This is a genomic window from Aquamicrobium terrae (assembly GCF_052978165.1).
In genome coordinates this window covers 461161-473673 of the sequence record NZ_JBRKLZ010000001.1, presented here as the reverse complement: position 1 = coordinate 473673, position 12513 = coordinate 461161, and the positions used below count along the sequence as shown (strand labels likewise).

The 12513-nt window shown below is 64.9% G+C and carries 11 protein-coding genes; 3 read left to right on the top strand and 8 right to left on the bottom strand.

Annotation, left to right across the window (positions count from 1 at the left end):
- The first annotated feature begins 316 nt into the window (after window positions 1–316).
- A complete protein-coding gene (locus tag ACVCNR_RS02470; protein ID WP_354192255.1) occupies window positions 317–1132 on the top strand; it encodes a tyrosine-protein kinase family protein in 816 nt (271 codons plus the stop codon).
- Window positions 1133–1144: 12 nt separating this feature from the next.
- On the opposite strand, the gene ACVCNR_RS02465 is transcribed toward ACVCNR_RS02470, so the two are convergent.
- Genes ACVCNR_RS02465 through ACVCNR_RS02455 form a run of 3 tightly spaced genes read right to left on the bottom strand, consistent with a single transcriptional unit; the run spans window position 1145 to window position 3412 of the window.
- Window positions 1145–1816 carry a DUF1345 domain-containing protein gene (locus ACVCNR_RS02465; RefSeq protein WP_354192257.1) on the bottom strand — a complete coding sequence of 224 codons (672 nt, stop codon included), beginning with the start codon at window positions 1814–1816 and terminating at the stop codon, window positions 1145–1147.
- On the bottom strand, window positions 1813–2277 hold the full coding sequence (locus ACVCNR_RS02460) for a YaiI/YqxD family protein (protein ID WP_354192258.1): 465 nt from the start codon (window positions 2275–2277) through the stop codon (window positions 1813–1815). The genes ACVCNR_RS02465 and ACVCNR_RS02460 overlap by 4 nt, the downstream gene beginning before the upstream one ends.
- Before the next feature lie 10 nt (window positions 2278–2287).
- Window positions 2288–3412, bottom strand: coding sequence for an S-(hydroxymethyl)glutathione dehydrogenase/class III alcohol dehydrogenase (locus ACVCNR_RS02455; RefSeq protein ID WP_447073709.1), 1125 nt, complete (start codon window positions 3410–3412; stop codon window positions 2288–2290).
- A 190-nt stretch (window positions 3413–3602) separates the two neighbouring features.
- On the opposite strand from ACVCNR_RS02455, the gene dnaE reads away from it, so the two are divergent.
- The gene (dnaE, locus tag ACVCNR_RS02450) at window positions 3603–7112 is read left to right on the top strand and encodes a DNA polymerase III subunit alpha (protein WP_354192261.1); all 3510 of its coding nucleotides are present in this window, start codon (window positions 3603–3605) and stop codon (window positions 7110–7112) included.
- 125 nt (window positions 7113–7237) lie between these two features.
- Entirely contained in the window at window positions 7238–8053 is an 816-nt protein-coding gene (locus ACVCNR_RS02445) for an ion channel (RefSeq protein WP_447073708.1), read from the top strand.
- 16 nt (window positions 8054–8069) lie between these two features.
- Here the strand turns inward: ACVCNR_RS02445 and ACVCNR_RS02440 are convergent, their stop codons facing one another.
- From ACVCNR_RS02440 to aroQ, 5 genes are all read right to left on the bottom strand, one after another.
- Window positions 8070–9422 carry a DNA polymerase IV gene (locus ACVCNR_RS02440; protein WP_447073707.1) on the bottom strand — a complete coding sequence of 451 codons (1353 nt, stop codon included), beginning with the start codon at window positions 9420–9422 and terminating at the stop codon, window positions 8070–8072.
- A 52-nt stretch (window positions 9423–9474) separates the two neighbouring features.
- The gene (gene aat, locus ACVCNR_RS02435) at window positions 9475–10104 is read right to left on the bottom strand and encodes a leucyl/phenylalanyl-tRNA--protein transferase (RefSeq protein ID WP_447073706.1); all 630 of its coding nucleotides are present in this window, start codon (window positions 10102–10104) and stop codon (window positions 9475–9477) included.
- A gap of 90 nt (window positions 10105–10194) precedes the next feature.
- Window positions 10195–11538: an acetyl-CoA carboxylase biotin carboxylase subunit gene (accC, locus tag ACVCNR_RS02430; RefSeq protein ID WP_354192266.1), complete on the bottom strand. Its 1344-nt coding sequence runs from the start codon at window positions 11536–11538 to the stop codon at window positions 10195–10197.
- Between the two features lie 10 nt (window positions 11539–11548).
- On the bottom strand, window positions 11549–12022 hold the full coding sequence (gene accB / locus ACVCNR_RS02425; RefSeq protein WP_354192267.1) for an acetyl-CoA carboxylase biotin carboxyl carrier protein: 474 nt from the start codon (window positions 12020–12022) through the stop codon (window positions 11549–11551).
- Window positions 12023–12048: 26 nt separating this feature from the next.
- The gene (aroQ, locus tag ACVCNR_RS02420; protein ID WP_354192453.1) at window positions 12049–12483 is read right to left on the bottom strand and encodes a type II 3-dehydroquinate dehydratase; all 435 of its coding nucleotides are present in this window, start codon (window positions 12481–12483) and stop codon (window positions 12049–12051) included.
- Window positions 12484–12513: the final 30 nt, after the last annotated feature.

Sequence of the window (12513 nt, the reverse complement as noted above, 5' to 3'; positions counted from 1 at the left end):
GGTTACCGCGACTGTCTACAGTGACGTGTCCGTTACCGGAGCAGGGTGCATGTCAGGACCCCGGTCGGCCCCGGCCGATGTGAGCGATAGCAGGTGTCGGCCCGCCAATGCGATCCGCAGATGGCGCGCTGCCCTTTTGCCGGGTCTCGCGGTGCTGGCCTTCTTGCTTGCCGGAGCGCTCGGGCAGCAGGCCGAGGCGAGCTTGCCGGCGGATATACGTGCTCCCGCCATGGCCCAGGCCAGCGGTCCCGAGACTTCTGGGGCGGAAACCACGGCTGGTGGACAGGCTGCAAAACCGGAGGAGCCTTGCCCGCCGATGATGCCGCTGCTTGCCGGCGCCTTGGCCGGCATACTCGTTGCCGTCGCGTTCTTCGTACTGCGGCGACGCCGGGCCCGGCAACCGGAGCCGGAAGCGCCGGGTGCTCGTGAGCCAGCGCCTGAAGCTTCGGCAATCTTGGCAAACGATGATGCACCGAAAGCGGAAACGGCCGATTCTCCGTCTTCCGGCGAATCTATACCAAGGGATGAGTCCTCCGAACCTGTCCTTGCCGCCGAATCCCAAAAGGCCGGATTGGAGCCGCTTACCATCGAATCTGTCGTGCGCAAGCTGGTCGATGGCGGTGCGGCCTCTGCGGTTTTCATCTCGCCGGAGGGGGACGAGGCAGCAGCCAGCGCGATCATGGTGGCGCGCGAAACCGCCGATCTTGGCTTGCGCGTCGCCCTGGTCGACCTGACCGCGTCAGGGGCGGCATCGCGGCCCATGCTCGATGATGCCGCCATGCCGGGCATCACCGACCTGCTTGCCGACGAGGCCCGGTTCAGCGACGTCATCCATGCCGACCACTATTCGAACTGCCACATCCTGCCGGTCGGCACGGCCGACCCTGTGCGGGCCATGCGGGCGGCGAACCGTCTTCCGGCCATCCTGCACTCTTTGGCCAGGGCTTACGACCTCGTCGTGGTGGAGTGCGGTCCGGCCGATTTGCGGGGCGTGGGCCGGCTGGGCCTGGAGGGCGCCGAAGTGTTCGTGAGCGTCCTGCGGGCGGATGACATCCGGGTCGGCAAGGCCGCTGCCGCGTTCCGCAGCCACTTCCCCGATGCCGCGTTGGTTGGGCCGGGAAGGGCAGTATAACCCGGCTTGCCGTCAGCTTCCCAGGCTGACGGCAAGGTTGACGGCCGCCGCGACGATCACCGTGTTGAAGAAGAAGGATACGATGGAGTGCGCAAGCACGATGCGTCGCATATGCGGTGTGGTGACGTCGGTGTCGGAGGTCTGTGCCGTCATGCCGATGACGGTGGAAAAATAAAGGAAATCCCAGCCTTGCGGGCGTTTCGTGCCGGGAAACTCGAGGCCGCCGGCGGGCACTCTCTTCTCCTGATCGGAGCCGGCATCGTCCATCCAGTAGATATGTGCATAGTGCAGCGCCGTCATGGCGTGGATGGTGAACCAGCCGAGCGGGATCGAAGCCAGCGCGAAGACGAGGCTGGCCGGATCCGTTCCCTGGTTGTTGATGACCTGGAAAAGGGCGCCGACGGCCACGCCGACCACAACCAAGGTGACGATGAAGATGACGGCCACGGGCTGGTCCGTCTCGCGGGCCTTGCGGCTGAGATATCCGGCGCTGAGCAGCGGCATCTCGGCCAGCACCAATGCGCTGTAGACGGCGAAGAACGCGTTGGCGCCGATGGAATAGGCCAGGGAGGCCTTCAGGAACAGTGCGGCGGCAAGGGCGATGAAGCCGACCACCGCCGAAATGCCGAACAGCGCATGCCTGTGGATGGGCAGCCAGCCGGAGCCTGACGGCAGTCCGCTCATGGCCGTGATCCCGAATTCAGCGCCAGCCGCACGATGCGGTCAAGTTCGCCGAGAAACCGGGAGCGGTCGCGCGGCGAGAAGGCGGCATTGAGACCCCTGCTTTCGCCGGTTTCACGCAGATGCTGCTTGAGGTCGCGCATGGCAACCGCCATGCCGATGGTCTCCTGCGTGAAGGGGCGCCCCGTGGGGCCGAGCACATGCGCACCGAGGGCAACGGTGCGCGCGGCCAGCGGGATGTCGGCGGTGATGACGACGTCGTTCTGCTGCGCATGTTCGACGATCCAGTCATCGGCCGCATCGGCACCGGACGAAACCACGACATTGCGGATTTTCGGGTCGCGCGAGGGGCGCAATCCGCCATTGGCGACGAAGACGGTCTCGAGGTCGAAGCGTTCGGCGACCCGCACGACCTCGGCCTTGACGGGGCAGGCGTCGGCATCGACGTAGATCACCGGCGCCATGCCTCGCTCCTCAATATATCACGACGCTTCGGATGCTTTCGCCCCTGTGCATGAGGTCGAAGCCGGTGTTGATGTCGTCGAGCGGCATGGTGTGGGTGATCATCGGGTCGATCTGGATCTTGCCCTCCATGTACCAGTCGACGATCCGCGGCACGTCGGTGCGGCCCCGCGCGCCGCCGAAGGCGGTGCCCATCCAGCTGCGCCCGGTGACCAGCTGGAACGGCCGCGTCGCGATCTCCTGGCCCGCCCCCGCAACCCCGATGACCACCGACTTGCCCCAGCCGCGATGCGAGGCCTCCAGCGCCTGGCGCATCACCTTGACATTGCCCGTGCAGTCGAAGGTGTAGTCGGCCCCGCCGATCTGATCGGCCCCGCGCCTGGTCAGGTTGACGATCTCGGCCACCACGTCCTCGACCTCGCTCGGGTTGACGAAATGGGTCATGCCGAACCGCTCGCCCCAGGCCTTCTTGTCGTTGTTCAGATCGACGCCGACGATCATGTCGGCCCCGGCCAGCCGCAGCCCCTGGATGACGTTCAAACCGATGCCGCCCAGCCCGAACACCGCCGCCGTCGCCCCGATCTCCACCTTGGCGGTGTTGATCACCGCCCCGATGCCGGTCGTCACCCCGCAGCCGATGTAGCAGATCTTGTCGAAGGGCGCGTCCGGGTTGACCCTGGCCAGCGCGATCTCGGGCAGCACGGTGAAGTTGGAGAAGGTCGAGCAGCCCATATAGTGGTGGATCTTTTCGCCGCCCACCGAAAAGCGCGAGGTGCCGTCGGGCATCAAGCCTTGCCCCTGGGTGGCGCGGATGGCCGTGCACAGGTTGGTCTTGCGCGACAGGCACGACGGGCAGGACCGGCATTCGGGCGTGTAGAGCGGGATGACGTGGTCGCCCTTCCTCAGGCTGGTCACCCCCTTGCCGACATCGACCACCACGCCCGCCCCCTCATGGCCGAGGATGGCCGGGAAGATGCCTTCGGGATCGGCCCCCGACAGGGTGAACTCGTCGGTGTGGCAGATGCCCGTCGCCTTGACCTCGACCAGCACCTCGCCCTCGCGCGGGCCCTCAAGGTCAACCTCCATCACCTCCAGAGGCTTGCCCGCTCCAACAGCTACAGCGGCACGCGTTTTCATTGAGTTCCTCCCTGCAACGCAAATCTGGTTGCCGCCAAACTAGCAGCAAGAGGCAGGCGTGCAAGCCGCCGCATGACGCTGGGACACTCAGCCGCCTGCGGGACACAGGTTGTGAACAGGGACGGGCTGGACTCGCGCCGTCCCGATCCCGACTATAAAGCTCTGTGAACGAATCCCCGGTTTGCGACATATGAGCGACGATCAATCCGTGAGTGAAAAGATGATGGCCCTGCCGGCCGCGGTTTCCGGGCGGATGTTCATCCATCTGCGCGTGCACTCGGCCTATTCGCTGCTGGAAGGCGCATTGCAGCTCGGCGCCATCGTCGGCCATGCGCTGAAGGACAATTGCCCGGCGGTTGCCGTTACCGACACCAACAACCTGTTCGGTGCACTGGAATTCGCCCAGAAGGCGACCAAGGACGGCATCCAGCCGATCATGGGGTGCCAGGTCGACCTCAGCTTTTCGGGCGAGCCGGCGGACGGCCCGCGCGATCGGCGCCGGGCAGGGCCGGAAATGGCGCCGGTGGTGCTGATCGCCGCCAACGAGGAAGGCTATGCCAATCTGGTGCGGCTGGTCAGCCATGCCTATCTGGACACGCCTTCCGGGGAGCCGGTGCATGTCACCAGCGACATGCTGGCCCAATACTGCGAAGGCGTGATCTGCCTCACAGGCGGGCCGCGCGGGCCGATCGGCGGTGCGCTCAAGGCTGACCGGCACGAACTTGCCGAATCGCGGCTCCTGTTCCTGAAGGACATGTTCGGTGACCGGCTCTATGTCGAACTGGAGCGCGTGTCCGGCTATGATCGCGGCGTGGAACAGCGCACGATTGAGCTTGCCTACAGGCACGAACTGCCGCTGGTGGCCACCAACGAAGCCTTTTTCCTAGAGCGGGAAGACTACGAGGCGCATGACGCGCTGATTGCCATTGCCGAAGGTTCGGTGATCGCGGTCGACGACCGCCGCCGCCTTTCGCCCGACAACTATCTGAAATCGCAGGCCGAGATGGCGAAGCTGTTCGCCGACCTGCCGGAGGCGCTCGACAATACCGTCGAGATCGCCATGCGCTGCTCCTATTATCCCAAGAATCGCAAGCCGATCCTGCCGCGCTTCGCCGGTGCCGATGTCGAGGACCCCGAGGCTGCCGAAAAGGCGGAATCGGAAGAGCTGAAACGTCAGGCGCGCGAGGGTCTTGCGCACCGCCTCGATGCGCATGGGCCGACCGCCGGCCACACGGTCGAGGACTACCAGGAACGGCTGGAGTTCGAGCTCGGCGTCATCGAGCGGATGAAGTTTCCCGGCTACTTCCTCATCGTCGCGGACTTCATCAAGTGGGCCAAGGCGCATGATATCCCGGTGGGGCCGGGCCGTGGCTCGGGTGCGGGCTCGCTGGTCGCCTATGCCCTGACCATCACCGACATCGATCCGCTGCGCTTCTCGCTGCTGTTCGAGCGATTCCTCAACCCCGACCGCGTGTCGATGCCGGACTTCGACATCGACTTCTGCCAGGATCGCCGCGAGGAAGTGATCCGCTATGTGCAGGGCAAATACGGCCGCGAGCAGGTGGGGCAGATCATCACCTTCGGAACGCTGCAGGCGCGCGCGGTGCTGCGCGATGTGGGGCGCGTGCTGCAGATGCCCTACGGTCTGGTCGACCGGCTGTGCAAGATGGTGCCGGCCAACCCCGCCAATCCGGTCAAGCTCAAGGACGCCATCGAGGCCGAGCCGCGCTTTGCCGAGGAGGTGGAGAAGGAGCCCATCGTCCAGACCCTGCTCGACATGGCGCAGAAGCTGGAAGGGCTCTACCGGCATGCTTCCACCCACGCTGCCGGCATCGTCATCGGCGACCGCCCCTTGTGGGAACTGGTGCCGATGTACCGCGATCCGCGCTCGGACATGCCGGTCACCCAGTTCAACATGAAGAAGGTGGAGGATGCGGGGCTGGTCAAGTTCGACTTCCTCGGCCTCAAGACGCTGACCGTGCTGGAGACGGCGGTGAAGCTGATCCGCCGGCGCGGCGTCGAGATCGACCTGTCCAAACTGCCGCTGGACGACCAGCAGACCTATGCCATGCTGTCGCGCGGCGAGACGGTCGGCGTGTTCCAGGTGGAATCGGCGGGCATGCGCAAGGCGCTGATCGGCATGCGCCCGGACTGCATCGAGGACATCATCGCGCTGGTGGCGCTCTATCGACCCGGCCCGATGGAGAACATTCCCACCTACAACGCCCGCAAGCACGGCGAGGAGGAAACGGCCTCCATCCACCCCAAGATCGACCATCTGGTGAAGGAGACGCAAGGCGTCATCGTCTACCAGGAGCAGGTCATGCAGATCGCGCAGGAGCTGGCCGGCTATTCGCTCGGCGAAGCCGATCTGCTGCGCCGCGCCATGGGCAAGAAAATCCGCGCCGAGATGGACAAGCAGCGCGAGCGCTTCGTCTCGGGTGCGGTCGAGCGGGGCGTGAGCAAGCCGCAGTCCAACTTCATCTTCGACCTGCTCGCCAAGTTCGCCGACTACGGCTTCAACAAGTCGCACGCCGCCGCCTATGCCGTGGTGTCCTACCAGACGGCCTACCTCAAGGCGCACTATCCGGTCGAGTTCCTGGCGGCGTCGATGACGCTCGACATGAACAACACCGACAAGCTCGCCGATTTCCGGCAGGACGCTTTGCGGCTCGGCATCGAGGTGGTGCCGCCTTCGGTGCTGACCAGCTATCGCGACTTCGAGGTGGGCGAGAACAGGATCTTCTATTCGCTGGCCGCGCTGAAGGGCGTGGGCGAGGCCGCCGTCGATCACATCGTGGAGAAGCGCAAGGAAGGCCAGTTCCGCAGCCTTGCCGATTTCTGCGAGCGCATCGACCCGAAGATCGTCGGCAAGCGCGTGTTCGAAAGCCTGATCATGGCCGGCGCCTTCGATTGCTTCGGCCACGAGCGCGCCGCCATGATGGCCGGCGTCGAGCGCATGATGGGGCTGGCCGCACTCGCCCAGCAGAATGCGACCTCGGGGCAGGGCGATATTTTCGGCGCCTCGCTCGGCGCGCAGTCGAATGCGCTGCACCTGCCGGTGGTCGAGCCATGGCTGCCGGCGGAGCGCCTGCATCGCGAATTCCAGGTGGTCGGCTTCTATCTCTCGGCGCATCCGCTGGACGAATACAAGCAGGTGCTGGAGAAGATGCGGGTGCAGAACTGGGCCGACTTCGCCGCGGCGGTGAAGCGCGGCGCATCGGCCGGGCGGCTTGCCGGCACGGTGACCTCCAAGCAGGAGCGCAAGACGCGCACCGGCAACAAGATGGGCGTGGTCAATTTCTCCGACACCACCGGCCAGTTCGAGGCGGTGATGTTCTCCGAAACGCTGGCGCAGTATCGCGACTTTCTGGAGGCCGGCAAATCGGTGGTCATCGAGGTGGGCGCGGAGGACCGGCCGGAAGGCGTCAATCTGCGCATCCAGGCCGTACGATCGCTGGACGATGCCGCCAGTCAGGTGCAGAAGCTGCTGCGCATCTTCGTGCGCGGGGCAGCGCCGGTGGATTCGGTGGCCGCGCGTCTTTCGCAAAGCGGCGAGGGACAGGTCAGCATCGTGGTGCTGAAGGAGGAAGGGCAGGGCGAGGTCGAAGTGGCGCTGCCCAACCGCTACCGCATCGATCCGCGCATCGCCTCGGCCATCGGTGCCGTGCCCGGCGTGGTCGACGTCGAGCTGGTATAGGCGGCAGCGTCACTGGACCGGCCTGCTGCGGCAGGCTGGAGCAACAGTCCGACTGTCCGATGTTGCTCTATCCGGTTGTTTTCGCCGGATTTGCGCAACGCCAGGTGATTCCACTTGATGGCAAAATGCTCTATCGCTTGGCGATGACCAAGCATGCCGAAGCAGAGCAATTGACGGGGGTCGCAGGGCTTAGGGACCGCCTGCGCAAACTCTATCACGGAAGTTCGCCCGCCGCATTCCGCTTCCGGATCGCGACGATCCTGATCGATCTGGCCATCATCGTCTTCTTCATCCTGACGCCGGTGTTGCAGGAGACGCCGAGCTTCCTGTGGATCGATTATCTGGTCGCGGCCCTTGTTGCCGCGGATATGGCGGGCAGGCTGCTCGCTTCCACGGACATGGTGCGGCTGATCCGCCAGCCCACGTCATGGATCGACATGTTCATCCTGCTCACGCTGCTGTTCCCGCAGGCGCTGGCCAATCTGGCGTTCCTGCGCATATTGCGACTGTGGTCGCTGTCGCGCAGCGGCTCCCTGTGGCGTCACTTCGAGATGAAGCGGCTGCGGCCATGGCGCGAGGCCAGTCACGCGGTGGTCAATCTGGTGACGTTCCTGTTCGTCGTCACAGGCTTCGTCTACACCTTCTTCTTCCGCAACGGGTCCGGCTTCGAGGGCTATGTCGACGCCATGTATGTGACAGTGGCGACCGTCACCACGACAGGCTTCGGCGATATCGTGCTGCCGGGCGTCGCCGGCAAGCTGACAGCCATCGTCACCATGATCATCGGCATCACGCTGTTCGTGCGGCTGGCAAGGGCGCTGTTCCGGCCGAACAAGGTCTTTTTTCCCTGCCCGCGCTGCGGTTTGCAGCGGCACGAGCCCGATGCCGTGCATTGCAAGGCCTGCGGCCATATCCTCAATATTCCCGACGACAACGACTGATCCGGGACACCCGGTCTCAGATGCGTTCCCATGGGTGGCGGACTTCCGGCTCGTCTTCCTCGCCGGGGCGGGCGGGCTTGCCGCGATGGCCCTTGCCGAAGGTGTAGCCGGTTTCGACGGCGCTGCGGCCGAACTTGTCGCGCAGTGCATCCATCGCGCCTTCGGCCAAGGCGCGCTTGTGGGAGAGCGTATCGACCAGATCGGGCGGGTCGGCCTTTCCGGAATCGCACAGGTCGGCCACGCCGATGCCCAGCAGGCGATATCGCGTTCCGTCGATTTCCTTGCGCAGCAGTTCGAGGCCGGTGGTGAAGATGCGGTCGGCAAGACGGGTCGGATCGCCGAGCTGGCGGTTGCGGGTGCGGATCCTGAAATCGCTCGATTTCAGCTTGAGCACCACGGTACGGCCAGCGAGGCTCGCCTTCTTGAGGCGCGCGGAGACTTTCTCCGACAAGGCGCGCAACACCGGCACCAGATCGTCGAGCTGCGAATGGTCCATGTCGAAAGTGGTTTCGGCCGATACGCTCTTGGAATCGCGGTCGGCGCTGACCACGCGCTCGTCCTGGCCTCGCGACAGATGATAGAGCCTGCTGCCCATGCTGCCATAGCGGCGCATCAGTTCGGCCTGATCCATTTTCTGGAGCTGGCCGATCAGGCGGATTCCGTCGCGCTCCAGCACGGAAGCGAAGGCCTTGCCGACGCCCCAGATCAGCGTGACCGGCTGTTCGGCAAGGAAACCGGTGGCTTCGGCTTCGCCGATGATCGAAAAGCCGCGCGGCTTGCGGAAATCGGAGGCCACCTTGGCGAGGAACTTGCAATAGGACAGGCCGACCGAGGCGGTGATGCCAACTTCCTTCTCCAGCGCCTGTGAAAAACGCGCCAGAACGAGCGCCGGCGGCATGCCGTGCAGCCGCTCGGTGCCGGCGAGATCGAGGAATGCCTCATCGATCGAGATCGGCTCGACCAGCGGAGTGAGCGCCTGCATCATCGCCCGCACCTCGCGCCCGACGCGGGCGTACTTCTCCATGTTGGGCTTGATGACGACCGCCTCGGGGCAAGCCTCCAGCGCCTTGAACATCGGCATGGCCGAGCGTACGCCGTTGATGCGGGCGATGTAGCAGGCGGTTGAGACGACGCCGCGTTTTCCCCCGCCGATGATGACGGGTTTGTCCTTCAGGCTCGGATTGTCGCGCTTTTCCACGGCGGCGTAGAAGGCGTCGCAATCGATATGGGCCAGATGCAGCTTGTACAGTTCGGGATGGCGCACGAGCCGCGGGCTGCCGCAATGCGCGCAGCGGCGCACGCCGCTCTGTTGCGGCGTCAGGCAGTCACGGCAGAAGCCGTGGTCGGGGTGATTGACGGCAGCGCGCATCGGTCGAACATACGAGGAACGTGTGGCATCCTACGCCAGCGGCGGCGGCGCTTCAACGGCCGGCGTTCGGCGTGAAGGTCACGGTGCCGACCAGTGCCTCGGCCAGCATGGTCTCATATTCGGCACGCGGGACGTCGATGGCACCGAAGCGCTTCAGGTGCTCGGTGGTGAACTGGGTATCGAGAAGCTGGTAGCCCTGCTGGCGCAGGCGCTCGACCAGCGCGACGAGGCACACCTTGGAGGCATCGACTTCCTTGGAGAACATGCTTTCGCCGAAGAAGACACGCCCCAGCGAAACGCCGTAAAGGCCGCCGACCAACCTGCCTTCGCGCCAGGCCTCGACCGAATGGCAGTGGCCCATATAGTGGAGTTGCACATAGGCCTCGCGGATCGGCCCGTTGATCCATGTCGAGGGGCGGTCGTCGCGTTTCTCCGCGCAGGCGTCGATAACCGCCTCGAAATCGGTGTCGAAGCGCACATCGAACGGGTTGTGCCGCAGCTTCTTGGTGAGGCTTTTGGGAATATGGAAGGCGTTGAGAGGGATGATGCCGCGAATCTCGGGCCGCACCCAGAACACTTCCGGGTCCGTTTCGCTTTCCGCCATCGGGAACACGCCCGAGGCATAGGCCTTCAGCAGGAGATCGGTCGGGATGCGGAAGCCGGGTGCGAATGGGCGGATCATGGCCGCCCCCTCCGGCAGGTCGCTTGTTCGAAAACACCCCCCTCGGCGAGGGGGGTGGAATAGCGGGCCCTGTCTGGCGCCGTCGGCAAGCTACTCTCCCTTGGCCAGGTACTTTTCCAGCCAATGGATATCATAGTTGCCGTCGGCAATGTCGTGGTTGCCGACGAGGTCGCGGAACAGCGGCAGCGTCGTCTTGATGCCGTCCACGACGAATTCGTCCAGCGCGCGGCGCAGGCGCATCATGCATTCCACGCGGTTGCGGCCGTGCACGATCAGCTTGCCGATCAGACTGTCGTAATAGGGCGGGATGCGATAGCCGGAATAGACGCCGGAATCGACGCGAATGCCGAGCCCGCCGGGCGTGTGGAAATGGGTGATTGTTCCCGGTGACGGCGTGAAGGTGCGCGGGTCCTCGGCGTTGATGCGGCACTCGATCGCGTGGCCGTGGAAGCGGATGTCCTTCTGCGTCACCGACAGTCCGCCGCCGGAGGCCACGCGAATCTGCTCGTGAACCAGGTCGATGCCGGTGATGGCTTCCGTCACCGGATGCTCCACCTGCAGGCGGGTGTTCATTTCGATGAAATAGAACTCGCCGTTCTCGTAGAGGAACTCGATGGTGCCGGCGCCCGAATAGCCAAGCTCGGCCACGGCGTTGGCGCAGATGGTTCCGATGCGCTCGCGCTGGGCCTCGTTGAGGGCAGGGGACAGCGCCTCTTCCCACACCTTCTGGTGGCGGCGTTGCAGCGAACAGTCGCGCTCGCCGAAATGCACGCCCTTGCCGGCGCCGTCACCGAACACCTGAAGCTCGATGTGACGCGGCTTTTCCAAGAATTTCTCGATGTAGACGGCATCGTCGCCGAAGGCGGCGCCCGCTTCCGAACGTGCGGTGGCCAGCGCCACTTCCAGTTCGTCCTCGGAACGCGCCACCTTCATGCCGCGCCCGCCGCCGCCGGCGGAAGCCTTGATGATGACCGGATAGCCGATGTCGGCAGCAATGCGCTTGGCCTCGCTCTCCTCGCTGACCGCGCCGTCCGAACCCGGAACGACAGGAATGCCGAGGCGCTTGGCGGTGCGCTTGGCCTCGATCTTGTCGCCCATGATGCGGATGTGGTCGCCCGAGGGGCCGATGAAGGTGATGTTGTGGGCGGCGAGGATGTCGGCGAACTTGGCGTTCTCCGACAGGAAGCCGTAGCCGGGATGCACGGCGTCGGCGCCGGTGATTTCACAGGCGGCGACGATCTGGTGGATGTTGAGGTAGCTGTCGCGCGAGGGCGGCGGGCCGATGCAAACGCTCTCGTCGGCAAGCCGCACATGCATGGCGTCGGAATCGGCGGTCGAATGGACGACGACGGTCTGGATGCCGAGCTCCTTGCAGGCCCTGAGCACCCGAAGCGCGATCTCGCCGCGATTGGCAATGAGGATTTTCTGGAACATGCCCAAGGGCCTACTCGATCACGACCAGAGGCTGGCCGAATTCGACCGGCTGCGCGTCCTCGATCAGGATTGCGGTGACGGTGCCGCCGCGCGGGGCGGGAATCTGGTTCATGGTCTTCATCGCCTCGATGATGAGCAGCGTCTGGCCTTCGCTCACCTTCTGGCCGACCTCGATGAACAGCTTGGCGCCGGGGGCCGGTGCCAGATAGGCGGTGCCGACCATGGGCGAAGGCACGGCGTTCTTCGAAAGGTCGGGCGCGGCGGGGGCAGCCGGCGCCGCCGGAGCCGCGGGCGCGGCCTGCGGGGCCGGGGCGGGCGCATAGGCCGGCGCGGCGACGGCGGCATGGACCGTCTGCGTGTGGCGCGAGATGCGCACCTTGAATTCCTCGTTCTCGACCTCGATCTCGGTCAGGTTGGTGTCGTTCAGGATTCCCGCCAGATCGCGGATCAGTTGCTGGTCAACACCGGTTTTCTTGTTTGTCATGGTCGAGCCTTCTTGTTGTGTGCCGGTTACAGTCGCGCAGCGAGCGCCTGCAACGCCAGCGTATAGCCGAGGGGGCCGAAGCCGCAGATCATTCCCACGGCGTTCGGCGCGATCATCGAGACGTGCCGGAACGGTTCGCGGGCGTGTATGTTGGAAAGATGCACCTCCACCACCGGCAGAGGCTGGATAGCCTTGACAGCGTCGAGGAGGGCGATCGAGGTGTGGGTATAGGCGGCGGCATTGATGACGATGCCGGCAGCCTTGTCGGCGGCCTCGTGGATCCAGTCCACCAATACGCCTTCATGGTTGGTCTGGCGGAAATCCACGTCGAGGCCGAGCGCGCGGCCCGCCTCGCGACACTGGTCGGCGATGCCGTCAAGCGTCTGCGTCCCATAAATGGACGGCTCCCGCTTTCCAAGCATGTTGAGATTGGGACCGTTCAGAATGAAAACAGTTTTCAATATGCCGACCTTGTCCTGTGGCGGAAGTCG